Source organism: Paenibacillus rhizoryzae (assembly GCF_059686995.1).
Map to the genome: position 1 here is coordinate 445,358 of NZ_JCAALT010000004.1, position 25,162 is coordinate 470,519.

21 protein-coding genes are annotated in these 25,162 nt (G+C 50.9%); 4 read left to right on the plus strand and 17 right to left on the minus strand.

The window, feature by feature from the left end; all coding sequences use genetic code 11:
- Window positions 1-153: 153 nt before the first annotated feature.
- The 5 genes from AC6ESO_RS14500 to AC6ESO_RS14520 all read right to left on the minus strand — a co-directional run bounded on the left by AC6ESO_RS14500 (window position 154) and on the right by AC6ESO_RS14520 (window position 5,890).
- Entirely contained in the window at window positions 154-1,434 is a 1,281-nt protein-coding gene (locus tag AC6ESO_RS14500) for an ArsB/NhaD family transporter (RefSeq protein WP_497092147.1), read from the minus strand.
- A gap of 147 nt (window positions 1,435-1,581) precedes the next feature.
- A complete protein-coding gene (locus tag AC6ESO_RS14505) occupies window positions 1,582-2,826 on the minus strand; it encodes an ABC transporter permease (protein ID WP_497091961.1) in 1,245 nt (414 codons plus the stop codon).
- Window positions 2,810-3,580: an ABC transporter ATP-binding protein gene (locus AC6ESO_RS14510; RefSeq protein WP_497091962.1), complete on the minus strand. Its 771-nt coding sequence runs from the start codon at window positions 3,578-3,580 to the stop codon at window positions 2,810-2,812. Before AC6ESO_RS14510 ends, AC6ESO_RS14505 begins: the two co-directional genes overlap by 17 nt.
- A gap of 121 nt (window positions 3,581-3,701) precedes the next feature.
- Window positions 3,702-4,898, minus strand: coding sequence for an S-layer homology domain-containing protein (locus tag AC6ESO_RS14515; protein ID WP_497091963.1), 1,197 nt, complete (start codon window positions 4,896-4,898; stop codon window positions 3,702-3,704).
- A gap of 152 nt (window positions 4,899-5,050) precedes the next feature.
- The gene (locus tag AC6ESO_RS14520) at window positions 5,051-5,890 is read right to left on the minus strand and encodes a phytanoyl-CoA dioxygenase family protein (RefSeq protein ID WP_494821874.1); all 840 of its coding nucleotides are present in this window, start codon (window positions 5,888-5,890) and stop codon (window positions 5,051-5,053) included.
- A 129-nt stretch (window positions 5,891-6,019) separates the two neighbouring features.
- Between AC6ESO_RS14520 and AC6ESO_RS14525 the strand changes: the two genes are divergently transcribed.
- On the plus strand, window positions 6,020-6,865 hold the full coding sequence (locus AC6ESO_RS14525; RefSeq protein WP_497091964.1) for a helix-turn-helix domain-containing protein: 846 nt from the start codon (window positions 6,020-6,022) through the stop codon (window positions 6,863-6,865).
- A gap of 280 nt (window positions 6,866-7,145) precedes the next feature.
- Here AC6ESO_RS14525 and AC6ESO_RS14530 read toward each other — a convergent pair whose 3' ends face one another.
- From AC6ESO_RS14530 to AC6ESO_RS14540, 3 genes are all read right to left on the minus strand, one after another.
- Window positions 7,146-8,663 carry a DEAD/DEAH box helicase gene (locus AC6ESO_RS14530; RefSeq protein WP_497091965.1) on the minus strand — a complete coding sequence of 506 codons (1,518 nt, stop codon included), beginning with the start codon at window positions 8,661-8,663 and terminating at the stop codon, window positions 7,146-7,148.
- Window positions 8,664-8,686: 23 nt separating this feature from the next.
- The gene (locus tag AC6ESO_RS14535) at window positions 8,687-9,460 is read right to left on the minus strand and encodes an SDR family NAD(P)-dependent oxidoreductase (protein ID WP_497091966.1); all 774 of its coding nucleotides are present in this window, start codon (window positions 9,458-9,460) and stop codon (window positions 8,687-8,689) included.
- A 109-nt stretch (window positions 9,461-9,569) separates the two neighbouring features.
- Window positions 9,570-10,031: a chemotaxis protein CheX gene (locus tag AC6ESO_RS14540; RefSeq protein ID WP_494821878.1), complete on the minus strand. Its 462-nt coding sequence runs from the start codon at window positions 10,029-10,031 to the stop codon at window positions 9,570-9,572.
- Window positions 10,032-10,184: 153 nt separating this feature from the next.
- Between AC6ESO_RS14540 and AC6ESO_RS14545 the strand changes: the two genes are divergently transcribed.
- On the plus strand, window positions 10,185-11,189 hold the full coding sequence (locus AC6ESO_RS14545) for a zinc dependent phospholipase C family protein (protein WP_497091967.1): 1,005 nt from the start codon (window positions 10,185-10,187) through the stop codon (window positions 11,187-11,189).
- A gap of 2 nt (window positions 11,190-11,191) precedes the next feature.
- Here AC6ESO_RS14545 and AC6ESO_RS14550 read toward each other — a convergent pair whose 3' ends face one another.
- Window positions 11,192-12,202 (minus strand): HRDC domain-containing protein, encoded by a 1,011-nt coding sequence (locus AC6ESO_RS14550; protein WP_497091968.1) that lies wholly within the window; start codon window positions 12,200-12,202, stop codon window positions 11,192-11,194.
- A gap of 304 nt (window positions 12,203-12,506) precedes the next feature.
- Here AC6ESO_RS14550 and AC6ESO_RS14555 point away from each other — a divergent pair, with 304 nt between their 5' ends.
- Window positions 12,507-12,803 carry an SAV0927 family protein gene (locus tag AC6ESO_RS14555; RefSeq protein WP_494821881.1) on the plus strand — a complete coding sequence of 99 codons (297 nt, stop codon included), beginning with the start codon at window positions 12,507-12,509 and terminating at the stop codon, window positions 12,801-12,803.
- 149 nt (window positions 12,804-12,952) lie between these two features.
- Entirely contained in the window at window positions 12,953-13,213 is a 261-nt protein-coding gene (locus tag AC6ESO_RS14560; protein WP_497091969.1) for a hypothetical protein, read from the plus strand.
- Window positions 13,214-13,284: 71 nt separating this feature from the next.
- Here AC6ESO_RS14560 and AC6ESO_RS14565 read toward each other — a convergent pair whose 3' ends face one another.
- From AC6ESO_RS14565 to AC6ESO_RS14600, 8 genes are all read right to left on the minus strand, one after another.
- On the minus strand, window positions 13,285-15,759 hold the full coding sequence (locus tag AC6ESO_RS14565; protein ID WP_497091970.1) for a glycoside hydrolase family 38 N-terminal domain-containing protein: 2,475 nt from the start codon (window positions 15,757-15,759) through the stop codon (window positions 13,285-13,287).
- A 170-nt stretch (window positions 15,760-15,929) separates the two neighbouring features.
- The gene (locus AC6ESO_RS14570; RefSeq protein WP_497091971.1) at window positions 15,930-16,469 is read right to left on the minus strand and encodes an NAD(P)H-dependent oxidoreductase; all 540 of its coding nucleotides are present in this window, start codon (window positions 16,467-16,469) and stop codon (window positions 15,930-15,932) included.
- 321 nt (window positions 16,470-16,790) lie between these two features.
- Window positions 16,791-18,632, minus strand: a complete 1,842-nt coding sequence (locus AC6ESO_RS14575; RefSeq protein WP_497091972.1) for a glycoside hydrolase family 127 protein — start codon at window positions 18,630-18,632, stop codon at window positions 16,791-16,793.
- A gap of 68 nt (window positions 18,633-18,700) precedes the next feature.
- Window positions 18,701-19,567 carry a carbohydrate ABC transporter permease gene (locus tag AC6ESO_RS14580; protein ID WP_497091973.1) on the minus strand — a complete coding sequence of 289 codons (867 nt, stop codon included), beginning with the start codon at window positions 19,565-19,567 and terminating at the stop codon, window positions 18,701-18,703.
- 21 nt (window positions 19,568-19,588) lie between these two features.
- Entirely contained in the window at window positions 19,589-20,539 is a 951-nt protein-coding gene (locus AC6ESO_RS14585) for an ABC transporter permease subunit (protein WP_494821887.1), read from the minus strand.
- An 82-nt stretch (window positions 20,540-20,621) separates the two neighbouring features.
- Entirely contained in the window at window positions 20,622-21,980 is a 1,359-nt protein-coding gene (locus AC6ESO_RS14590) for an ABC transporter substrate-binding protein (RefSeq protein ID WP_497091974.1), read from the minus strand.
- A 35-nt stretch (window positions 21,981-22,015) separates the two neighbouring features.
- Window positions 22,016-24,007 carry a right-handed parallel beta-helix repeat-containing protein gene (locus tag AC6ESO_RS14595; protein WP_497091975.1) on the minus strand — a complete coding sequence of 664 codons (1,992 nt, stop codon included), beginning with the start codon at window positions 24,005-24,007 and terminating at the stop codon, window positions 22,016-22,018.
- 70 nt (window positions 24,008-24,077) lie between these two features.
- The gene (locus AC6ESO_RS14600) at window positions 24,078-25,088 is read right to left on the minus strand and encodes a substrate-binding domain-containing protein (protein WP_494821890.1); all 1,011 of its coding nucleotides are present in this window, start codon (window positions 25,086-25,088) and stop codon (window positions 24,078-24,080) included.
- Between the last annotated feature and the right edge of the window lie 74 nt (window positions 25,089-25,162).

The window sequence follows — 25,162 nt, forward strand, 5'->3', positions numbered from 1 at the left end:
TTTGCTTGAACGCATGGATGAAGCGCTGCCACAAATACTAGTCTCCTTTTAACGACGATTTCTTGACGGATTGTCGTTAATTTTCATAGAAAAAGAAGCAACCTTAGTCCTATTGATAACGGACTGAGATTGCTTCCTGAATGGCAAGGTTGTCTAAAGCAAATATCTAACATAGATATACGCGCTGGATAGGGCGATGGATAGGAGCATAAGGGGGAACGCAATTTTGAAATAAGCAAGAAACCGAATGGGATGCCCTTCCTTGGCAGACAGGCCGGCTGCAATGAGATTGGCACTCGCACCGATTAAGGTTCCGTTTCCTCCCAGGCATGCACCGAGCGCGAGACTCCACCATAAGGGCTCCACATTTCCCACTCCCATCGCTCCCATTTCTTGAATCATCGGAATCATCGTAGCCACGAAAGGAATATTGTCCAAGAATGCCGAGGCAATCGCGCTAAGCCATAGGATGAGCATAGAGCTGGCTGCGACATTGCCTTCCGTTAACGAAATCGCCTTGGCGGCAAGCTCCGCGATGACTCCCGTTTCGACCAGACCTGATACGAGCACGAAGAGACCGACAAAGAAGAAGATCGTGGTCCATTCCACTTTGCGAATGGCTTCTTCCATCCTATGTTCGCCTGTAAGCAACAGCAGCACAAACGCTCCGGCGAGAGCAACAGTCGCTGATTCCACATGCAGTGCCTGATGAAGGAAGAAGAACGCGATCGTCGCAGCTAATACCGACATGCTTGTGATAAGCAGCTTACGGTCCGTAATAAACTTCGCTGCATCAAGCGCCATTAAGCGCTGCTTGCGTTCATCCGTCGTATGGAGCTGTTTTCGGTACAGAACGATAAACAGCGGGATATAGAGCGCCATGATCAGTGCAGCAATCGGAGCCAAATTTTCGATAAAAGCAATGAACGTCAGCTCCTTCACGGCGCTTCCGATCATAATATTCGGAGGATCTCCAATCAACGTCGCCGTCCCGCCTACATTTGAAGAAATAATCTGCGTCACAATAAACGGCATCGGCGCAACGCGCAGCTGCTTTGTGATGCTAAACGTTACCGGGATGATCAATAGAATGGTCGTCACATTATCCAGGAAAGCGGAGCCGACCGCTGTGATGAGTGATAGGGCAATCAATATACGAATCGGTTCCCCTTTCGCAACCTTAGCCGCTCTTATCGCTACGAAAGTAAAAATACCCGTTTCAGCCGTTACCGACACGATGATCATCATGCCGACCAGCAAACCCAGTGTGTTGAAATCAATGTGATGCAGCGCCGTAGATTGATCTACGATACCAAACAGCACCACTGCGATGCCGCCTAACATGGCGATGATCGTCCGATGTATTTTCTCTGATAGAATGAGCGCGTATGCCACTAAGAAAATCATAATTGCCCAAATCGCTTGTTGTTCCATCATTTCTTCCTCCAATTCGATGATGAGATGTAAAATATTACTAAATAAAGACAACAAAAAGGAGCCTGTCAGTGACAGGCTCCTCCGGTAAATCGACGTCTTCAATAAGTGTCTATTATACACTTCAAACTGGTTTTATGCAAAAGTTTAATCCTCATCCGGATCAGACACGAGCTTGCGTTTCACTCTTCCCGGCCTGAGCGCCAGGACGTAGAGCAGCGACAACGCAAGTGCGGTCAACGCCTGTACCGTGTATCCTTGAGCCGGCAGCAGCAGGATCTGCGGAAGCCAAATTAGTATGGCACATAGGAGAGCAGCCAGCCGATCGACGCGCACTACCGCATCATGGCGAGTCTGCTCCGGCAGCGGATAGACATGCCGCCAGACCGAATGGCGATGCGCTTGCGTGAGCGCGCTCAACTGAATCCCGCTTAACCACACGAACAGAATGCAGACGCCTGCCGATCCCCAGCCTGACCACAGGCCGGAATAAGCAGATAAGCAGCCCGTAAACACGCCAAGTCCCGTTAAACGCAGCAATATGCCGCCAAGCTCGGTACGAATCAGTGTAAACGTATAAAGATAAACAAATGCATGCTCTCTTCGGTATCGAATTCGCCTTGCCATCCATGACGCATACGGCCGTGATTTGACCGCTGCCGATTCAGTCGGCACATCGGTGAACGCCCCGAAGAAAACATCGTACCTGCGCCGAGTGCGCTTCTCTTCCTCAATGAGCAGCAGCCACGGAATCGGATAACGCGGCATCCGTAAGTATAGAAGTCCGAAGAGGCAACCAACAACGGCGAGATAAATCGCTGTCTTCCCTATCTCGGTATGCAGCAGCGCGCCGACACCTACCGCCGTTGCGGACCAACGAAGCAGTCTGATGCTGCGCCTGCTTCCAGCATGGACAAGCTGACGCTCGCGCCAAGCCGCCCCCATGTGCAGCAGCTTTAGCAGCAGCGCTGCAACTATGATCATGATGGAGCTTGTCTGGCCATGCGCCGCGATGTAGAGCGGAATATAAATGCCGCACATCAGCAGAACTGCAGCCGTAATCCCCATCCCGTTATAACGAAACGACCGTCTCAGATAGGAGGGCAGCTGCGCTTCACGCGGCACCAGAAACACCACATCCGCTTCGCGCAGCCATGTCCTCAGAGGACTCCAGCAAATGAACGGCGTCAGCACGGCCACGCCAACAAGCGTGATCGGGAAGGATGCCGGCATATCTCGGAGCAGCATCCCGTAACCGGCCAAACCGGCCAGCAGCAGCATGATCGTTACACCTGGCAACCCGCTCTGAACAATATAGCGAAAATAAGGCAGTGCTCCGCGCCAGAATGTGCTTGAGCGCGTACGCCATAAGGAATCAACCGATCGCTCCATTAGACCCTCCACCTGCCACGAGCCGGTAGAAGGCTTCTTCAAGCGAACCGGCTCTGCTCTCGCGCGGCATTCCGGCTGCCTCGCACACATCCTGCAGCGTGCCTTGCGCAACAACGGCGCCTTGATGCAGCACGATAAACCGGCTGCAATACGATTCTACCGTCGATAAGATATGGGAGCTCATAAACACGGAGGAGCCTTCCTTCGTTACCTCGACCAGTTTATCCAGCAGGGAACGAATACCGAGCGGATCAAGACCGAGGAACGGCTCATCAATGACATACAGCGCAGGTCTTGCGAGCAGCGCATTCATGATCATGACCTTTTGCCGCATGCCTTTGGACAAGTGGGCCGCGAAAGCGCTTCTCTTCGGCGTCATATAGAACTCATCCAGCAAGCTCTCTGTTCGCTGCTTGTATAAGGATTCATCTACATTGTAGGCCATGCCCGTCAATGCCAGATGCTCCTCAACCGTCAGCTCATCGAAGAGCAGCGGCGACTCCGGCACATAGGCCAGCGAGCTGCGATATGCCTCTGAATTCTCCGCCAGCGTATGGCCGCTAATGCGGATCTCCCCGCTATGCGGCTGCATCAGCCCGAGAATATGCTTGATCGCCGTACTTTTGCCTGCACCGTTCAGACCAATGAGTCCAACCATTTCGCCCGCACCGACTTCGAAGGACAAGTCATGGAGCACCGGCCTGCGGGGGCTGTAACCGCCTGTTAACCCTTTTACCTCTAAGACTGGCTTCATCCTGATCACCTCTACATTCTCACCCTGATACTACCAAATTTTCGGCTAAATGAAAAATCGCAAGCAAAAAGCCCCATGCCTGCAGCAATGCAGGACATGGGGCCCTTTACGTGCTCGTATATTATACGACTTTGATGGAATAAACGAGGTTATTAAGGACAGTTAGTTCAACCGCATGACCGGCTACGAGCAAGGATGCATCGCCAACAATCGCTACGTCAGGAGCCGTGTTAAACACATACGCTTGTGTAGTACCGTTCTCAGTACGCGTGATCGAAATCGTTGCGATTTTACCTTGTGCATTCAAGGAATAGGAGTTGAACAAGCCAACTTGAGTTGTAACAGCAGGCTGCTCAGCAGCAAGCTTGGTTACTTCGATGAAGACTACTTTGTTTTGGTACGTACGAACAAGAACCTCGTCGCCTGCTTTCAGTGCCGATACGGCAACCTTCACGTTATTGCGGAAGATGAAGACGTTCGGGTCAAGCGCAAGTGCCACTTCAGTGTTGTTCGGTTTCACAACTACGATTGCGTTGCTTGCTGGATCAGCTTTCAGCTTACCTGTGATAGCTTGAGCGTCTTGATCCGGAAGCTGCTCGTCCGTACGGTCAAGCAAAGCTGCAAGTTCTGCACGTGTTACCGGTTGGTTTGGACGGAAAGTGTTATCCTCGTAACCGGTGATAAGACCTTTCTCGATGGCTACTTGAACATAACCAACGGAACCTGCAGGAATTTTATCCGCATCGCGGAATGTCAGATCCGAGTTCACTTTCGCTTTCGCTTCCGCTTCCAGGCCCAATGCTTTCACAAGCAGCGTCGCCGCGAACAGGCGAGTTGCCGGCTTGTCCGGTTGAATGGCATCGTCCGTCTCGCTGAACAAGTCTTTCTCAAGCGCTACAGCCACGTATCCGACTGCCCATGGGTATTTTTTTGCAAGCACGTCTGCGTCTTTAAAGTGAAGCTTTGTGCTCATTTCAGCTTGCGATTCCGCTTGGTCTTTCAAACCCATCAAACGAACAGCTGCAACGATGGATTCGATGCGCGTAATCTTCTGTTGCGGTTTGAACGTACCGTCGTCATAACCGTTGAACACGCCTTTGGATGCCAGACGGATAATGTACTCAAGCGCCCATTTCAGTTCTTTCTCATCCTTGAACTGAAGGTTGATCGCGTGTTTATCTTTCTTATCTTCGTGACTATTCTTCCCGCCATCGTGTCCTTTGTCATTACCGTGAGCAAAAGCGCTGCCTGCGCCACCTGCCAGGGTTAGTAACGCCACTGATGTAATTGCCGCCTTTTTCAAAATGGCTTTTTTCATGGTGCTGCCACTCTCCTCGCGAATGCGGTCCGTGCCGCTTTTTTACTTTCGCTCATATCGTTCGGGGAGTGGCACGACATTTAAGGGGGTCATGGTCAAAATAAAGTTCGTCCATTCGTCAAAAACCGAGGTTTGACGCGGAAAAATCAGTCTTATTTTTCTTCGGAAGCCGAGTATGCCAATGGGAAATATTGATTGTCGTACAGGTCGCCTTCCTTCGGACGAGGACCTAGCAGACGAATATTATCGACGTTCTGAATCTTCTTATAAGCCGTTCCTTGGGGGATATAATGCGCAACGATGCTTAGACGCGGGTCGTTGGAATAATTTTGTCTGGATCCGTGGATCGTATACGAATGGTGGAAGCTGACTTGGCCGGCTTTCAGAATAAGCGGCTCTTCGCGCCATGGCTTCTCATCGACTTCCATTTGTTTCTTCACGGCCTCCAGCTCCGTATTGAAGAAGCCGTCGGAGTTCAGCAATCCCCATTTGTGCGAGCCTGGGATCACTTGCATGCAGCCGTTGGAGAGATCCGTATCCTGCAGTGCAATCCACGCCGTTACTAGGTTTGTTGTGTTGGTGCATTGCCAGTACACATAATCCTGGTGCCAGCCTACATTGCCTACGGATGTTTCTTGGCCTTTGCCGGTACCCGGCTTGTAGATCGCTTGGTCATACCAGACGCGAACTTCGCTCGTATTCATCAAGTTTGCCGCCAATTTGCCGAGTTTGCGAGCGGTTACCGTTTTGTACACCTCGTCGTTGATCCACCAAGCATTGTCGATCTTGCGCAGACGCGTAGGGTTATCACTCGGGAACCATTCCGTAAGCGGGTATGCGTCACCGTCGAAATCTTGATTCCAAATGCGATCATGCGCTTTGCGCAGCGCCTCTACCTCTTCCGCATCAAAGACAACCGGACTAATCCAGTAGCCGTTTTCCTCGTAGAATTGTTGATCTAGCTTCGCTTGTTCCGCAGTGATTGGTTTCATTGTTATCGTCGTCCCCTCTAGTCGATCAATTTGTATATCCATACCTAGAATATACAGTCGGAAACACGTAATGTATTGTATGTCTACTTCTCCATTTGTATAATTGTAAGATGAATTGGAGGGGTTCGCATGCATGCTGACAACCAGCCTCGCCTCGGTGTAGAGGCGCTGATCAAGTTGGTGGATCAGAACTGGAACCATATTCGTATCCATTCCTGCGGATTCTGGGAGAACTTAGGCTGGGATGGTCCGGGCAGATGGTTCGAGCTCAATTACTTGGCCGGCGGGAGCCAGCTGGTTATCCAAGACGGTCAGCCCGTCCAGTTGAAGCAAAGTGATCTGTTTGCTGTACAAGATACGCTTCGGAATAGCTCCTGCGCAGGCGGGCAGTTTCGGCTTTATTATATTGGCTTCTATTCGGACAAAGCGGAGATCAATAAGGCTTTCCGCGAGCTGTTCGCCAAACTCAAACTGGATACGCGGCCAATGGCCGTTCAAGGCTTGCAGCAGGACTACCAGGCAATTATGGCTGAGCTGAATTTAGGACGCCAGGATTCGGTCCTGGTGAAGCAGCACTTTCTGCATCTGCTCGTGCGTATCTATCATGGCATATCGCAAACCTCACAAAGTCCGCATCATAAGCTCATTCATGCGGTCATGAACGATTTGCACGAACGAGTTTATAACGCCGGCGAGCGGCTGCTGCTGCGCGAGATTGCAGCGCGATATTCGCTGAATGAGCGTTATCTTAATCAGCTGTTCAAGCAAGAGACCGGCGTCACGATCGGCATCTATATGAACGCGATTCGCCTCGAGCAAGCCAAACGGCTGCTCGAAACGACATCGATGCCGATCACGGCCATCGCGCACGCCGCCGGATTCTATGACGGCGCGCATTTCAGCCGCACGTTCAAAGGCAAGGAAGGCGTCTCGCCCCAAGAATACCGGGCGATGCAGCGGGTGGCTTTAGATTAGTTTGTAGAAAACTGTACCTCAGATTCTCGGGTACAGTTTTTTTGCATTATCTCCATTTCTTCGTATGCATCTGAGGCGCTAAAGAACCATGAGGGCCTTATTTACACGAAAATAGCCTCCTCACAAATCTAACGAACCCTAGGGGCGCTAGTGTAGGAATACGGAGTGAAAAAGTTCCTTTTTATACCAAATAAAGCCTGTAGGGTTCGTTAGGGCATCGGCCCAAAAAAGGCCGTCCCAGAAACAGCATCATGCTGTTTTGAGACGGCCTTGCTTTCATCTATTGCTGCTCGCCGTCACACTTGGCTTTCAGCCATTTCGGCGCGCCTTTGTTCTTGCGTTCGCGTTCTTGATCGCGCTTGGACTTCGTCGGCTTCACCGGCTGCTTCGCTGCTGTCTTAGCAGCTGCTTGCGGTCGGCCCGCCGTTGTGCCGACTCTCGCGCCGCCGGAGCCGCTTGCCTCCGCGCTTCCGCGTTCGCTCGCCGCTGCCAGGCGCGAATCGCTCGCAGCAGCCGGGCGCATCGGCCGAGCGGCGCCGGCTCTACCCGCGCCTGCACCAGCGCCGCGCGCCGCGCCGCCGAAGCCTGCCCCGCGTTCACCCGCTCCGCCTTGCCCACCGCGAGAAGCATCGCGACTGTAAGAATCGCGACTTCCCTGCTCCTCACCGGGATTCCACAGCTTCCCGTGAGACATCGTTTTCTCCTGCAGCTCAATGCCGAGCTGCTTGCGGAATTTATCCATAATGAACAGCTGTTGGCGCGTCACAATGGAGATAACCGTGCCCGGCTTGCCCATCCGCCCGGTTCGGCCGGAGCGATGGACATAATGATCCGCATCCAATGCAGGATCCAGATGTACAACCAAGGGCAAATCCACAATATCGAGTCCGCGAGCCGCAACATCCGTTGCTACCAGCAATTGAAGACGCCCTTCACGGAAACGAGCCAGCGTCGAAGCACGCTTCTGTTTATCCGCATCGCCATACAGCGTCTCCACGCTAAACCCTTCATAGCTCAGCTTCGCTTCATAATTGGCAATCTCATCGGTTTCGTTGATGAACAGCAGCGCTGCGGCTGGCTTCAGCATCCGAATGAGCTTCCTCGCCGTATCAGCTTTGTCACGACGTTCACACACCACAAAATAATGCTTCACCTGTTTGCCGGCATTCTGATCTGCCGTCACGTCCACGCGCTGCGGATCCTGCATCCAGCGTGCTTCCACATCGACCATCGCCTGCGGCCTTGTCGCCGAGAAGAACGCAATCTGCCGATCGCGTACCATGCCCCGCAGCAGCGTTTCAACCTCGACCGTCGAGCCCAGATTAAACACTTGATCCGCTTCATCGATAATCACAAGCCTTATATGATGCAGCTTCAGCTTACCGGACTTCACTAGTTCATGGATCCGTCCCGGTGTACCAACGACAACATGCGGATGCTGCCGCAGTTTCTCGACTTGGCGCTGCATCGATGCGCCTCCGATGAGCTGCTGCGTCTTCACGCCGATCGCTTCGCCGTAGATTTCCGCAACGCGAAAAATCTGCATCGCCAGCTCCTGCGTTGGCGCAAGCACCATAACCTGCACATCCTGTTTAGCCGTATCCACACGCTGAAGCGCAGGCAGCATGTACGCAAGCGTTTTACCTGTACCCGTCTGCGATTTTGCAGATACATCATGCCCCGCTAACAATACGGGAATCGTCGCCGATTGCACCGGGGTCGGTTTTTCAATTTGGTTCGAAAGCAGTGTTTCTACTAGCTGCGGATGCAGCTGCAATGTTTCCCATGTCACGTTCATCAAACTCCTCATCTGCTTGCTTCCTATTTCCGATTCAGCCAGCGCCCTGCGAGCCGATCTGCCAAACGCGGAAATAATCCATAAATCCGAATGCCGATGGATGCCGACCGCGGCAAATCCACTTCCGGCTTTCTCCGTTTCATCACTTGCACAATCACTTCCGCCACACGCGCCGGCTTCAGCATAAAGCCTTGCACTTTACTCGCATAATGGCCTTGCGGGTCTGCTATATGTAGAAAGGGGGTATCGATTGGCCCCGGATTAATCGCCGAAACATAAATATTCATGGAAGCAAATTCCGATCGCATCGCATTAGTTAGCCCAAGAACGGCATGCTTGGTTGCCGCATAACCTGATGACTTCGATGTGCTAAGCTTCCCGGCCATAGAGGCAACATTAATAATATGGCCCCCGCCTTGCTTTTGCATAATAGGCAGCACCGCTTTGGTACACCGAATGATACCCATATAGTTCGTATCCATCATTTCTTGGAATCGCTCGATCGGAGCATCCGCGAAAAGCTCAAATACCCCATACCCCGCATTGTTCAGCAATATATCGATCCGGCCAAAATCCTTCGCGATTTGCTGCACGACGCTCTCAACCTCTTCGTTGTCGGTCACGTCCATCTTATAGCAGCCATTCGTGCCTCCGATAGCAGCCGCAACCTCACGAAGCTTATCCAGCCTTCGTCCGGTAAGGATCGGAATCGCTCCGGCAGCCGCCAGCAATTTGGCCGTTTCCGCGCCAATCCCGCTCGCCGCACCGGTTATAAGTACAATTTTCCCACGCAACATCGTGATCACCTGACTTTCAGTTTACTGCAACAGGTACAAATAGGCAAAATAGGACCGCTACTTATGGTCCTAAACACGAAAAAAAGCTCCACTGGGAGCTCGAATCGTGTTACGATGCAATTAGTACCTGGATGTCCAGCTCTCCGATTCCATCCATAATCAGCGGAATGGTTAACGCTTTCGTAGCTTTAAAATCAGTCGCCTGCGATGAAAGCACCAGCTTCGGAGGAGTAATGTCGACGCGCACGCCTTGATTAAAGAGCATCGTGCTGGCATTTCCGCTAATCATATTGCCAAGCTCCGATATTGCGCTTTTGCCCATCTCATCCATTTCCGAAATGATATATCCGCCCATCATAGCCGACACCATTTTCAATGCTACTTCTTCACTTAATCCAAATACAATATCACCGTTCATCTGACCGTTTATTCCGATTTGTATCCAAATATAATCCTGGGTAAACTTAACTTCTTTCACACCGAGCTGACCAGTTGAAGGCCGAATTTGGATGACTTGTTCGATGACTATTTTAGCGGACTCTAAGAAGGGATTAATATATTCAGCCTTCATCGTGAGGTAGCGCCCCTTTTCGACTTAATTCGATGGCATTCATCTTTACCAATGATTATACAAGAATAGTTAGGTCAAGTATACTACTCAATTAGAGCTGAAGTTTAAAGATTTGTAGAAATGCGTCGAACAAGAGTCTCTGGGAGGATAACCGTGCCGAATGTATGGACCCATTTTCTATTTGGGCAGCAATGCCTGCAAGTGATTGGTGAACAGCAATTAATTGCTGCACCGCACCGAAAAAATATGTTTAATATGGGCTGTCAAGGCCCGGATTTTCTATTCTATCATCGCTTCCTGCCTTGGCAGAAAGGGAAAACGATGACCCAGCTCGGGAGCGAAATGCATCAATTCCACTGCGGCCCCGTTCTTCTGGACCTATTGGATGCTCTGGATAGTACATCCGAAGCAGATTCTGCAGCGGGAGGCGATGCGCTCGTCTACACGCTGGGATTTGTGCTGCATCATTTATTGGATCGTGTCATGCATCCTTACGTATTCAGCCGCTCCGGCTCTCGCAAATGGGATCATCAACGTTTTGAAGTCATTATGGATACACTCATTGTTCGTAAGCTGCTTGGTACGGAGACGTGGAAGACTGAGGTATGGCGCGAAATTAACAATAAAGGGGAGCTTCCCGCTTCCGTCGTGGATGCGTTCGAGCAAATTGCCGCTGTTCATTACCCGCAGCTCGCTCCGCTGATTCGCCGTGAGCACTGGACCGGCGCCATGCGAGATATGATTGCGGCGCAGCGTTTATTCTATGATCCTACGGGGATCAGACGCCTGCTTACTTTTGGCCAAATCGAACCATTCGTCTATAAACGCGATTCGCTTCAACTAGATATATTAAACGAGTCCCATGCGCCTTGGCTCGATCCTGTCGATGGACATACGCTGCATACGGAAAGTGTTTGGGAGTTGTGGGACATGGCTATGTCGGATGCAACAACAATCATAAGCGCTATTCTGGTATGGCTTCGGGAGAAAGACCCGCTGCAGCCGATTCTCGGCAGCAATGAACTTCCTTCCCCCTCCAAACATCAGCTCCGCGAAGCGGTCGCTCAATTGATCGGCAACCGCTCCTACGAGACAGGACTTTCTTGCGACTGCGGGGCATCCATTCAATTCGAAGATCCGATCTGGACGACCGTATGACCTTAGGATACTTGATTGATCTTCATCCGGCGATAGCGTAGACGAATCAGTCTTAACCGATCGTAGATCAAATCAAGCGATTTCCCCTTCCCCTGCGCAGCTTCTTCACCATACACGCGCTGCAGAACCGGCTTCAAATAACGGTCGCCAACGGCAAGCAATGCATCCCATACAAGCTGCTGCTCCGACTCCGGCATCGACTCCAGCTCTCTCTCAATCAGAGGTTCAATATCGTACCCTTCCGTCTCCAGCTTCTCGATACGCTCCATGAGATCTCTGCGAGGAAGTTCGATCTGAGCCAGCAGCCCTTCTATAGAGTTGCCTTCGGCTATTCCGCGAAGCAGCTTCTGTTTCTCCTGTTGACGATCCATCTGCGACTTATACTTATTTTCCTTCTGCTTATACACCCACTTGATGTAAACCTTAGGATCGATTGCGGTAGACACCCAGTCCAGCGGAAAGCTCCGTTCGCGTTGATAGGTGCGCGTAATTGCAAGTACTTCTTCCGCATAAGCAGTTTGCTTCGTCTCGCCCCAACCTGGAATTTGCAGAAGCTCCTCAGGCTGATGCGGCACGAAGCTGCTAATCATCCAGAGCATCCGATTGGAGGCGATAAGATAAGCCGACTTCTTCCCCTCCACCGCTTTCGTCCGGCGCCATTCGCGCAGGGCTTCAAACAGAACAGGATCGGTGTTCATTTCACCATAACACTGAATCATCGAATACAAACTGCCGAGCCCTTCTTGGCCGCGGCGCTCCTCCAGCATGCCATCGATCAGCGGCGTATAGCCTTCGCCCATCTGAACGGCGATGCCATGGCGGAAAGCCGTCATCATCTCTTCCCAGGAACCGCCCTCAAACCAAACCGCTTGCTGCTCATCCTGCCCGTTTACATACGATTCCGTCCAAATGACCGACCATACACCGTTTTGCTCGCAGATGGACAGCTGCGCTTGTTCGGCACGGCTGTCTTGTCCTACCTTCTCAAATGTGTTCAAAAATACGACCTGCATGCAGGCCCACCTCCACCCGATAGATTAGTTTGATCAAACTTCGAAGCGGCGCAAGCAAGGTGAAATATAAGATGGTATAAGGTGAAACTTACACTTTCTTATATTTACAAAAAAAAGCACCTCTAACGCCATAGATATGGCGTTAGAGGTGCTTCCTCACGATGCAACGATTTGATTGCTCACATCATAGCATAGCCGTCCTAAGCGTGACAAGAGTCAATTTTCCAATTCATGGCTTTACGCCCGATTGCCCCGTCGCAGAAAGGAATGCTATGATAGATGCAGAATAAAGGAGGAACTCGAAATGCTGCTGCCTGATTATGATTTTATGTCCGATACGACGGAGCAAACGACAACCCGCTTCGTCACTTTTATAACACCCAACCTTAAGCGTTTCGATCTCGCCATTATGACGACCAACCGTTTCTACGGCAAGAAGCTGATTACCGACCTGCAAAGCGGTCGCACCGCGATTGTCGGTCAAGACGATTTGGACGAAGAAGGCTACCTGGAATTCACGTATAAACTGACGGAAGAGGAAGCCGCCGATCTTAAACAATTTTTAGAATTTGTGGTGGGAACGGTGCATTTTACCGACTGAGCTCGGGTACACTGTAACGGTCATGAAGAAACGGCTTCCGCCTCCTTAGGTGGCGAAGTTAGTGTCTTCTTCAGAAATATAAGCAGAGTATAAAGAACAACTTATACTTTCTTATATTTAAACCATTAGCCGCCGCAGGAGGAATCTGCATGTTTATGAAAGAAAACCGTCAGCCCTACACAGATGTGAAGTCGGTCGAATCGCAGCGGAACGATCTCAATGCACAAGAGTTTCCCGATGGACCGTATGGTTCCAGGATCGTGTCCGAATCGCTTACCAAAAGCAAACCGTGGCGAGTCGATCAGCGGCCGCCGAATCGATTTGATTACGAGAACCGTGAGCTGCATGCAGGTATATACCGTGATTACCCCGGTGAAGACGTTTATCCGGATGCAATGGATGAGCCTTAATCACCCTCCAACAGAAAACCCGCCAGAGAAGGAAGCACGCTCCTTCTCTGGCGGGTTTTTTCACATCACATTCAATCCTCTTCCATTAGTGACGCCTCAGCAATCGTTCCTTCGCGAGCTGAAACACGGAAGGTCTTCACTTCAAATGGCCCAAGCGCAACCGTGCAAGTAATTCCTAGCAGTGGAATCTCCACTTCCGTTTCCCGCGCATTTCCGGTTGGTTCAAACAGGCGAAGCACGTAATCATCGCTGCGTTCCATTTGCTTGAAGGCACCTAATTGAACGACTTCATCCTTCAGAATAACGAGCGGCTTCACTTGCTCTCCGCGGCCGGATGGGAAGAAGGACAACGCATAAGGTGCTTCATTGCGCTGAACCGCTTCACGGTCGATGGCGCTAAGCCGTTCCTCCGCTGCACCGCCATTCAGCCAATACGTAAACTCGCGTTCCCCTTGATCAATGCGCGGCGAGAATCGGTCCTGCACGATAAGCGGCCGATCCATAATCGGATGCGTCGTATAACCGGGACTGCGAAGCAGCGTCGGGCGAATGGCGCCATCCTGAAAGTCCGATCCATAAGTGCCGTTATTAATTAAAGTCAAAGCGGCTTGCTGCTGCGCCGAATGAGCTGCGGTCCACTTCTGCGCCACAGTTTCTTGCCCTGTCGTATCCAGCGTCTGTACACCGTACACCGTTTGCCCGATATACGCTGCATCCGTAAACATCGTCGGAATGGACAGCTTCAGCATTTTGTCCTTCTCATTCCAGAACACCCGCACATGCACTTCGAGCTCGCTGCCCTGCTTAGGAAGTTTGTATGTAAGAACCAGCTTGGAGTTCTGATAGGCAAGAACAGCCTCAACTACGGTTCGCACTGCGCCGTCTTCGATTACCCGAACGGAAGGCAGCAGCGCATGCCGCAATCCGGAGAAATCAGAGCCTGCCCCCTTGTCCATTAGCTGGAACGATCCAATATCCGGCTCGAAACGATTCATATCCATGCGCCATGGATCCTCATTATCAGCCACGACAACCGGCAGGAATGCCCGCTCCTTCACATAGGAAACACCATCCACCAGATAAGCATCCAGCAAACCTGTACGGGTATTTATAACGGCTTCCATACGGCCGTTCGAGAAACGTATCGCTTGCTGATCGACCTCAAGCTGCGGCTGCGGTTTGGCAGGGAGCATCTCAATGCGGCAATCAAATCGATTCATCGAAGAAGGCGCGAGCTCCGCATAGAACACGGCGCGTTTACGCCAATCCAGATTAATATTGCTATGCTCCTTCTCAGGCTGAGAAGGAATTCGCTTCCCATCTTGATAAACGACAGGCATCGAGAATTCGTCCTTCCAGTTCTGGTCCGCCAGCATGAATTCGCATGCGAACACGCCGGATACCGGGAACGGATGCGGGTTATAAATCAGGATCGGATATTCGCCTTCCGCTGCTTTGGGTTGTCCGGACGCCAAGGCGAAGAAGGCTCTTGCCTTCAGTCTCGAGACGATTTCGAGTCCATGTCCGAGCAGACGCAAGGACGTGTCCTCGGCAGGCTGTACCGACGAGCCTGGCAATATATCATGGAATTGAGCAGTAAGCAGATCATAGGTTGCTTGCTGCATTTCTTCTCTTGGGTAAGCGAATTTACCGGCAATAGCGGCTGCAGAGAGCATTTTCTCGGTTACGTACAGTTCATTCTCTAACAAACGATGCTTCTGCTTAATTCGAATGATGGATGTATAACAGCCGACAAACCGCGGATTCAAATCATTGGCATGGCCCGGTAATTCCGCCGACTGCGGAGCCAGTTCAGCAAAATACTGCTCCGGTGAAGAATGTACGATTTGAACATCGCTGCGTGCTTCCATCAGCTTGCCGATTTCATCTAAATCTACACGAGATGGACCGCCGCCATGATTGCCGACACCCCATAACATGAGCCCGAGCGGCTTGCCCTCGTGGCTGCTAAGCCAGTTCTCGATCGACTTACGGGCTTGGCCCATAAGTGTATTATACGAATAAGTCTGGTGAGCCATCACCTCGGACCCGTCAAAGCCAATCCATCGAAACTCGCGCTCCGGTCCTACAGTATGATCATCGGGTCGCATAAACAGATAAGAATCATAGCCGGCTTTGCGCATAAGCTGCACTAACCCGCGGGAATGTCCGAACGAATCGAAGTTGATCGCTGTAGTCGGCCTTGCGCCAAACTTTTCCGAGAAATAGGCTCTCCCATGAAGCATCTGCCTGACGATCGATTCCCCTGACGGCATGTTGCAGTCCGGCTGCAGGTACCAGCCACCCATGATGTTCCACTTGCCCAGTCGCACGAGCTCCTGAATGTCCTCGAACAATTCAGGCTCATACTCTTCAATCCATTTGTAGAGAATAACTTCATTGTGATTGAAAACATACCCGTCATACTCCCTGCAAAATTCAGCGGCGGCGCGGAACGTAGAGACGGCAGCGGCAGCCCCTTCTTCCCACTCCCACTGCCATACGGGATCCAAATGCGCGTTGCTTAGCAAGTGAAGCTTGGCCATCTGTTCATCCTCCCAGATCGATCATACCCATGTTTGTTAGAAACATATAATGTTCCTTTCAAACTTACGATACCTTACAAAGGCGAAGTTGTATATAGAATAAAAGCAATCCTACCGCTAAAATCAGCTAAGTAAAATTGCTTGTCCTTTATCCTATATGCTATCGCGAATTATTTCTCAGCGGGCTTCACTGTTTTAAGATAATTCACATAATCTTTGCTGCTTTGAACCAATCGTTCATTCGTAACGTCGGAGGTATCGTTCAACGTGAAATGAGGCAAATAAGTGGCACTGATAAACTCGGTAAGCGCCTCTATGGGTCGCAGTATTTCTTGCAGCGTAAAACGATTGAACCCGGTTGGTTGAAACGACTCCGCAGTGCCATAAGTCGAGATGGCTACGCCAATTTCTTTACCTGTCGTTTTGGTTGCATTTGGTCCATAGGCCCAGTTATAAAGCAATACCTTATCGAACCATTTCTTAAGTAACGGCGGCGAGCTGTACCAATACAGGGGATATTGAAAAATAATCCGATCATGCGCTTCTACCAGTTTCTGCTCTCTGGCAACGTCGATGATTTCATCAGGGTATTCCTTATATAGCTCATGAATCGTAATACCGCCTTCGTCTCGAACGGCATTCAGCCAAGCTTTATTCCAGTTGGAGGCCTCAATGTTCGGATGTGTAACAATGATTAACGTTTTCTTCATGATTGGCTCATCTCCTAGTTGTATTATTCCTATCTATTAAATGGTAGTTAAGCAACCAATGAAATATATAACAGCTAAAACTCCCACCTAACTAACCATAACTACCGAATTCCTGCGCGACCCACTCAAGTATTTCCAGAATATTTTCTGCAGAATATTCTCTGCAGTATTTTCGTGCTGCCGTTTGTTCATGTTGCCATTCTATCTTTTAGTAGATAGCCTGTCAACATCCAAATCCTCTCATTCCGCGATCATATCACAGCAAAAAAAGCAATCCTCTCGGCTGACTTAGCCCAAGCAGGATTGCTTCGCTTTACCACGTTATGATCGATAAAGCCGTGTTTCGTCTTTCTTCTCCGGCAGCCACACTTTCATTTGCCCGGCATCCCGATTATCCCATGCATAATATGGAATCGCCTTAAAGCTTTGATCGCCGCTCGGCTCCTCCGCATAGACAGCAACAACGCCTTGCAGCAGCTCCGGCTCGTAGACGGTGCGGAATCGTGTAGCAGCCGTTACATTTTTCAATTCATAGCTTGCATTATCGATCTCTTCCATACAATAGACGAGCGGTCCGCGTTGAAGCGCAACTTTCCCCTCGTTAGCCAACACTAACGGATGCGAATAAACGCGCTCTACCTGCATGGTCAGCTCAAGTGTAATAACATCGCCCGGCTTCCACGTACGCTCCAAACGAACATAACCCTTATCCGTTTGCGCATCGGCGATTTCCAGCTCTCCAACCGACAAACGGTACGATTTGCACCACGCCGGGATACGCAATCGGATGCCGTATTCTGCTGCTTCCCCTTCTTCAACCCGCAGCGTAATTCGACCGTCCCATGGATACTCCGTCACTTGACGCAGCGTAATTTCACCGGTCGGCAAACGAAGTCGGCCGGTTCCCTCAACGAATTGATTAACGATGATGTCGTTGCCTCGAGTAGCATAGACATAGCTCCCGATAGACGGAATGAAGCGCGCAACCTGCGTAGGACAGCATGAGCAGTCATACCATGGTACTCGGTGATGCGTCCCGTCTGATTCCAGCGGATTGACATAGAAGAATTTGTCGCCGGACAAGGAGACTCCTGCAATGGAACCGTTGTACATCGCCCGCTCAACGATATCCGCGTACTTCGAATCGCCATGGAGCAGATTCATCCGGTGATTCCACAGCACCATTCCAACAGAAGCGCAGGTCTCGCAATAAGCGCTGTCGTTAGGCAAATCATAATCCGCTGTGAAACCTTCGTTATGACGAGAAGGGCCAATACCGCCCGTTACATACATATTCCGGTCGACGACGTTAGACCAAATACGATCCAGCGCATCGATATAACCTTGATCGCCGTTTAGCATGGCAGCGTCCGTCATGCCGGCATACATGTACATCGCACGAACAGCATGACCGGTTACACTGGATATATCTCGTACCGGTACGTCATCCTGCGAATACGCCGCCCCCCAATCCGAACGATCCCAGCTATAGCCAACGCCATGACCGTGACCGCGTTCCTCCAGCAGCCAAAATGCCAGCTTCCAATAGCGCTCTTCTCCCGTTTCGGCGTACAGCTTCACAAGAGCCAGCTCAATTTCCTGATGACCCGGTACCCAGTGGCGCTTGCCCGGTCCGAACAAGGAATCGATATGATCAGCAACACGAATGGCAACATCGAGGAACAATCGTTTGCCGGTCGCTTGTTTATAAGCAATCGCCGCTTCGATCATGTGGCCGGCACAGTATTCCTCATGCTTGTTCATGTCCGTCCATTTCTTGTCCGGCTCCGCCAGCGTGAAGTAGGTTTGCAAATAACCGTCCTCTTGCTGCGCCGCCGCGATCAGATCGATAATCCGGTCAGCCTGCGCTTCCATCTCCTCATCGGGCTCAATCAACAAGGAGTAAGCGATCCCTTCCAACACTTTATATACATCGGAATCATTATAGAAAATACCTTCAAAGCCGCCTTCTTGCAGCCCTCCGGCTTTGGCGAAATTCGAAATTCTGCCTGTAGCCTCGCACTGCGCCAGGCATGCTGCAATCGTCGATTTCTGTGTCGCTTTAATCCGATTGCTCCAGAAACGATCCTCGATGGAAACGTTCGTGAACGGAATTGCTGTTAACGTTTGGTACGGTAATGTTAACTCTTTCAGTACTGTCATACCGGCTACGACTCCTTCGATTCAGGTAGTGGATTGGGTTAGCGATTCGGTTCATGCCGGCTATTCAGTTAGCCTTTCATCCCCGTCAGTGAGATCCCTTGCACAAAGTAGCGCTGCGTAAATAGGAAAACGAGCAGCACCGGAAAAATAACAAGCAGCGACGCACCCATTTGCAGCGGCCAATTCGTCGTATATTGGTTGCGGAATACAGACAGCCCAACCTCGAGCGTACGCATCTCCACCGTATTCGTGACGAGCATCGGCCATAAGAAATCGGTCCAAACCCCCATGAATGTAAAGACCGACAAGGTGGCAATCGCCGGCTGCGATAAGGGAAGAATGATGTTCCAGTAAATCCGGAACTCGCTGCAGCCATCGATTCGCGCCGCATCCTCGGTTTCTTTGGGCAGGCTGTGGAAGAACTGCTTGAGCAGGAAGATCCCATACGCGCTGCTTAGGAAAGGAATGATCTGTGCTGCGTAAGTATCCAGCCAGTGGAATTTATAAATCATGACGTAAGTCGGGATCGTCGTGACCTGCGAGGGAATCATCATGGTCGCGAGGAACAGAACAAAGATGGCATTGCTTCCTTTAAACGGCAGCCTTGCGAAGGCGTATGCGGCCAGCGAACAGAATATTACCTGTCCGATAACAACACTCATCGTTACGAACACGGTATTGTATAGAAACCGCAAGAACGGAGCCGCTTTGAATATGCTCATGTAGTTCTCGAACAGCCAGCTGCTAGGAATGAATTTAGGCGGAAATTCGAACACGGAATATTCCGGCTTGAGCGACGTGGATATCATCCACAGAAACGGAACAAGCATGGTCAGACTGACGATTCCCAGTACAACGTACGTGAAGATGTCTGCGAACAGCTGGCCTGGTTTTGCGATTTTGCTGCTACTGCCTGTGCTTGTCATCGAGGCCATCGGTTTTTCCTCCCTCCCGGCTTAGTGCTCATAATTGAATTTCTTCATAAATTTCACTTGAATAATCGTAATAACGAAAATAATCGAGAACAGAAGCCAGGATTGCGCGGAAGCATAGCCCATATTGAACACCCGGAAAGCCTGCTCATAAATGTGATAGACGACCACATCCGTCGAGCCGACCGGCCCGCCTTCTGTCAGCATGTAGATTACCGTAAACGCTTGGAACGAGCCGATAATGGTCGTTACCGTGAGGAAGAAGACCGTCGGCATGAGCAGCGGAAGCGTGATGGACCAGAAAATGCGCCATTTATTCGCTCCGTCGATACGTGCCGCTTCATATAAGTGCTCCGGAATGCCCTGCAGTCCCGCCAGGAAGATGATCATTTGATAGCCGATCCCTTTCCAGACGGTTACAATAATGACCGCGATCATCGCCCATTTGGGATCCATCAGCCACTTGGGACCTTCGATGCCTATCTTGCCTAGCAAATAATTTAACAGCCCGAATTCCGGCTGTAATATCCATTGCCATACCATCGCGATTGCTACCGTCGAGGACACAACCGGCAGGAAGAAGAACGATCGAAACCAATACACGCCCTTCATTTTGCGATTCAGCACAAGCGCTACGAGCAGGGAGACTGCAATTCCCGTAGGGACGCTCCCGAATACAAAATAAAACGTGTTGACCATCGCATGCCAGAAGTCGGTATCATGGTACATCTTGATATAGTTTTTCAGCCCGACGAAAGGCTTCGCCGGCTTCAGAATGCTCCACTTATGGAAGCTGAGATAGAGAGAAAAGAGAATCGGAATTAACGTAAATACGGCGAGATGAATAAAAGCAGGCAAGATGAACAAATAACCGATCGGTTTATCGTCGCCTACTGCCTGTCCCCTCAGTTTCTTCCAAAAGCTAGGCTTAGCAAGCTTCTCAGACGGCACGTACGATTGGGAGGCCGATTCCACTGCTGTTTCCTCCTTCTTAGCCGCATAACAGAAATCGGGGGAGCGGAATTTCTCCAATCCCCCGACCTGCGCAGCTTATAAGTTATTCGTCTTTAATGATGGCATCAATCTTCGGTACAGCGGAATCCATTGCTTCTTTCACGGAGATGCCGTTTACGACAACCTGCTCAAGCGCTTTATCGATTTGGGTTTCGATTTCCGCCCATTTCGGATGGATCGAGCCCCAAGGCTGACGCGCATATTGCACTTCGTTTACGAATACTTGCTCAATCGGCTTGTCTTTGGCATATTCCTCTTGCACCGATTTCACCGCAGACAATTCCAGCCCCGATTCTACGCGGCCCTTCTGGCCTTCTACCGATTCGGACATGAACTTCGCAAGCTTATAAGCTGCCTCTTGATGCTTAGTAGAAGAAGCTACGCCCCAGCCTGCTTCATACATAACGGATACCCGTTCTTTATTGCGAGGCAAGCCGACCACTCCAAGCTTGCTGATATCAAACTTGCCGGATTCCACCGTATCGTTGATACCGAGAAGCGTCCAGTGACCGGAAACTTGCATCGCAACTTTGCCGGATTGGAACCACAGATCACCAAATGCTTTCTTCACCGAAGGCGTTGGGGAAACTTGCTGCTTCACGAGATCCGTGTACATCTGCCAAGCTTCGACCGTAGCCGGGCTGTTCAAATACCCATCAGCTGTCGTACCGTCTTTATCGAGTACGTCAGAGCCATTTTGCCATACGAATGGAACGGATTTGTAGAAGTAAGGATCGGCGGACATGCCGTAAATATCGGTTTTGCCATCGCCGTCCTCATCCTTAGTCAGCTTCTTAGCCGTATCAAGGAAGTCCTGCCAAGTCCAGTTATCCTTCGGATAAGCTACGCCTGCTTTATCAAATACATCTTTGTTGTAGTACACGACCATTGGCGTGAAGCCGCGCGGGAACTCGTACAGCTTATCGCCGCGGACGCCGATGTTATACACGTTCTCGAACCAGACGTCTTTGTTGAATGCCGTATCGTTTTTCGTAAATGGAGCCAGGTCAAGCAATGCATTATTGTCGATAAATTGCGGCAGTAATACAGAGTCAATCAGGAATACGTCCGGCGCATTGCCGGCTGCGATGGAAGACAACAGCTTCTGCGTTGCGTCATCGCCTGGAATCGGTTCATATTTGACGGTAATATTCGGATTTTGCTTCATAAACGCATCGATCGCCGCTTGCTCGGCTTTGGCTTCTTCTACAGCCGCACCGGATGAAACACGCAGCTCGAATTTCTCTTGCGAATCTGAATTCGTTGCATTTGCATTCGTTGTTGCTGCATTCGAATCTGTGCTGGACGTATTTGCGTTCTCAGCATTGTTGCTGCCACAGCCTGCAAGCAGCGTCGTAGCCCCTACTACCGATGCCAACATATAACCTTTCCACTTCTCCATCTACTTTCACTCCCCTTGTATAATGAAATTCTGTTTTATACAAACACGATCTCGTCGAACAGAACCGTAAAGTTCCCTCCGCAAGATGCGATCTGTAGCTCAAGTTGGCAGTACTCATTCAGGTCGGGATGTCCGGTTTCGCTTTGTACCCATCCGGTTTGCTCTCCGTTCAACGGGATCCGGATATTGGACCAGCCGCATCTGGCTTCGGATGCAATCTGCGTCCATTCAAAGAGCGGACGAGCGGACGCCCATTGTACATAACGGCTGTCATCCTGCTTCAGCCTTACGGTAAATGCGGATGACGGGAAGCCGCCCCAGGTTTCATGCGAGAACTTGATCCAGAAGCTAAGCTCGCTGCCGGGTTTCGTCAGCGCTTGCGCGGCCGTCTCGGCCGGAATCGGAAGACGGAGCTTCACAAGCGACGATGCTGCTTGCAGCTGCAAAGCTTGTCCCTCTCTGGCGAGGGCCTGATCGCCGTTCACCGTGATAACGGCCGAATGATTCGGAACCGCTAAGGCCAGCGACGCTTGGTTCACATCTACCCGATGCTTGATTTGTTCTGTCCCATGCAGCACATTCAGGTCGATCCAGGCCAGATCCGCAGTACCGTTTGCTCCGATGACGGTCAAGCCTACACGGTAGAAGCCCGCCTGCTCATAGATGTGCTCCACCTTCGCTGTTTCTCTAATCGTGCCGTCTCCCATATCCCAGCGATAGGTCAATTGGCTGTCGCCGGAAGCATCCCGGCTTGCGGAAGCATCGAATTGGACGGCATAACGTGCGCGCGGCCGATCCGTTAGAAGAGCTGCCTTGGCAATTGGAGGCTCGCCGTTTGCTTCAGCTACGATTACATCCGACACGTTGATGTCTTGATAAATATCTCCGCTGCCATTTCCGGTGATACGGTTTCCGGCAATATACAGCTGCTTCGCATGCTTCATATAGATGCCGTAGGTGTCGTTGTCGGTAATTTCATTTTGTTCGATAATCCAGTGACAGGCCTCATAGCCTTCTTTATATCCGATAGCAAGGCCGACGCTTTTATTGTGGTGAATGCGATTGCGCCGCATCGTGAAATGACTGCTGTAGCCATTCACGACTGCAATACCTGCATTACCGAATTTCTCAGGCGCATTTGCGATTCGCAGACCGTTATAAGCTGCCTCATTCTCGATTAGTACCGCACGGCAGGAGCCGCCAAGCCAGAAACCGTAGCTGGAGTGATTGCCTAAATTACGGACAAAAGTGTTGCCCGGATCCCAAACTTCCCAAGCGTTGTTGTGGGCATAGGAAGCGTCATTGCCTTCAAAATAGTTGCCGGTGCTGACAAAGCCGTTCAAGGAACGGATGAATACACCGTCGCCGCCATAAGTAAAGTCATTGTTCATAATTCGATTATCATTGGAGCCGCTTTCAATCAGTACCGAGGTGGAGTCTCGTGCATGTACTTCACCGGGGGCGATACGAATACCGTAGCTCATCGCATTGCCGTCAATTTCATTGCCGGACGAGCCCCACAGCTTCAGGCAAACGTTCGTGCAATGCGAGAAATTGTTGCCTGTAATCCGATTGCGATCGGCATACTTCAAATCCAAACCGTTCCACACGCGGTTGCCTGTATTTCCGGCAATTCGGCTGTCTGAGACACGCTCCAGCATCAAGGCACCGACAGATTCTCCATCGCCCCAGCCATAGTCGGGATCCGTGTAATTATCGGAGAAGTCATTGTTCTCGATAACCCAGCCGGAGCCGTTCGTCACCTTCATACCGGTCTTGAATCCATGGAGTGCCAAGCCTTTGACCGTTACCCCGTCATACCCATTGGAGTAAAGCCCCGTACCATCGTAGGAATGGATGTTGCCGATCTTTCCGCGTCCGCGAATGATTGCTCCGTTGCCGTCAACCGTGATGCCGTTTGCGGCGATAATCAAGCCTTTGCTGGTAGGAAAGCTATATTCCCCCGGCTCGAAAACAACATCTTCGGTAATGATCATGCCAGCATATGGCTGAATTACTTTCGCCATCTTGTAATTTACGCCCCCGTTTCTGGAGTGAAATAAACGCTATTGCATCGCATCGAACGGACATCTCCCGCTACCCCTTAAGAGGCGCCGTCGTTTCTCGCTCGATGACGTTTCCTCTTACAAGCTGTTTCGCCGTTTTCCCATCCGGCATATGTCCTGTCGTGATCATCTGGCAAAGCACCTTGCCTGCAATGAACCCCACTTCGAACATCGGCAGCGAAATGGTAGTCAGTCTTGGCCTCGCATATCTTGCAATCGTCCGATCATCGTAGCCCATAACCGAAACATCTTCCGGAACGCGAAGACCGCATTCCCTCGCGGCATCGATGATGCCGATCGCCATCATGTCGTTTGCGGCAAATACGGCCGTTGGCGGATCTTCGGATCGGAACAGCTCAAGCGCAAGTCGATACCCGCTGTCCTCGAACCAATCGCCGTGCTTTATGTACTCGGAGCGAAACGGGATCTGATTCTGCTTCAGCGCTTCCGCATAGCCATTCAAGCGGCGGATACTGGAATACCAATCCTCAGGGCCGTTAATATAAGCGATCTTGCGATGATTCAAGTTGATTAAGTAGTCGGTCGCATCATGTCCACCGGCAAAATCATCTGTGCAAACGATGCTGACCGGCTCCTCGGCACTGCTGTATCGGTTAATAAGCACGAAGGGCAGCTTCGTTGTGGGGACTTCGGCAAGTGCATCCAGCGTGGAATCCGCCAGAATAACGCCATCCATCTGCATATCCGCAAAATAATCAATGGCGGATTGTTCATTCTCCGGATCATGATGCACGTTCCAGACCAGCATGCTAAATCCGCTCTCGCGCAGCGCCTGTTCAACGCCCTTCGCAATCATGCCGCTCAATTCGTCGGATACGTCATCCGTAATCAACCCGATCATCGAGGAGGACTTCTGTCTGAAATTACGTGCCAGCAAATTCGGACGATAGCCCATCTCCTCGGCAATCCGCTGAATGCGATCGCGGGAGCTGCGGCTTATCTTGTCATTGTCGGCAAGTGCCCGCGAGACCGTAGCCGCGGACATCCCTGCCGCTTTGGCAATATCGTATATGCTTACCACCGGCTTCACCCCTCTCTCGATTTCATTTTCCCAATTCTTTGCAATCGATTGCAAAAGCTCGCAAGTTCACCTGC

Excerpts from the sequence above, each read along its gene's own strand:
- AC6ESO_RS14515 (WP_497091963.1), bottom strand. The coding sequence starts at position 4,898 with ATGAAAAAAGCCATTTTGAAAAAGGCGGCAATTACATCAGTGGCGTTA.
- AC6ESO_RS14570 (WP_497091971.1), bottom strand. The coding sequence starts at position 16,469 with ATGAAGAAAACGTTAATCATTGTTACACATCCGAACATTGAGGCCTCC.
- AC6ESO_RS14540 (WP_494821878.1), bottom strand. The coding sequence starts at position 10,031 with ATGAAGGCTGAATATATTAATCCCTTCTTAGAGTCCGCTAAAATAGTC.
- AC6ESO_RS14575 (WP_497091972.1), bottom strand. The coding sequence starts at position 18,632 with ATGACAGTACTGAAAGAGTTAACATTACCGTACCAAACGTTAACAGCA.
- AC6ESO_RS14590 (WP_497091974.1), bottom strand. The coding sequence starts at position 21,980 with ATGGAGAAGTGGAAAGGTTATATGTTGGCATCGGTAGTAGGGGCTACG.
- AC6ESO_RS14580 (WP_497091973.1), bottom strand. The coding sequence starts at position 19,567 with ATGGCCTCGATGACAAGCACAGGCAGTAGCAGCAAAATCGCAAAACCA.
- AC6ESO_RS14595 (WP_497091975.1), bottom strand. The coding sequence starts at position 24,007 with ATGGCGAAAGTAATTCAGCCATATGCTGGCATGATCATTACCGAAGAT.
- AC6ESO_RS14520 (WP_494821874.1), bottom strand. The coding sequence starts at position 5,890 with ATGAAACCAATCACTGCGGAACAAGCGAAGCTAGATCAACAATTCTAC.
- AC6ESO_RS14550 (WP_497091968.1), bottom strand. The coding sequence starts at position 12,202 with ATGCAGGTCGTATTTTTGAACACATTTGAGAAGGTAGGACAAGACAGC.
- AC6ESO_RS14505 (WP_497091961.1), bottom strand. The coding sequence starts at position 2,826 with ATGGAGCGATCGGTTGATTCCTTATGGCGTACGCGCTCAAGCACATTC.
- AC6ESO_RS14500 (WP_497092147.1), bottom strand. The coding sequence starts at position 1,434 with ATGGAACAACAAGCGATTTGGGCAATTATGATTTTCTTAGTGGCATAC.
- AC6ESO_RS14510 (WP_497091962.1), bottom strand. The coding sequence starts at position 3,580 with ATGAAGCCAGTCTTAGAGGTAAAAGGGTTAACAGGCGGTTACAGCCCC.
- AC6ESO_RS14535 (WP_497091966.1), bottom strand. The coding sequence starts at position 9,460 with ATGTTGCGTGGGAAAATTGTACTTATAACCGGTGCGGCGAGCGGGATT.
- AC6ESO_RS14555 (WP_494821881.1), top strand. The coding sequence starts at position 12,507 with ATGCTGCTGCCTGATTATGATTTTATGTCCGATACGACGGAGCAAACG.
- AC6ESO_RS14525 (WP_497091964.1), top strand. The coding sequence starts at position 6,020 with ATGCATGCTGACAACCAGCCTCGCCTCGGTGTAGAGGCGCTGATCAAG.
- AC6ESO_RS14560 (WP_497091969.1), top strand. The coding sequence starts at position 12,953 with ATGTTTATGAAAGAAAACCGTCAGCCCTACACAGATGTGAAGTCGGTC.
- AC6ESO_RS14530 (WP_497091965.1), bottom strand. The coding sequence starts at position 8,663 with ATGAACGTGACATGGGAAACATTGCAGCTGCATCCGCAGCTAGTAGAA.
- AC6ESO_RS14565 (WP_497091970.1), bottom strand. The coding sequence starts at position 15,759 with ATGGCCAAGCTTCACTTGCTAAGCAACGCGCATTTGGATCCCGTATGG.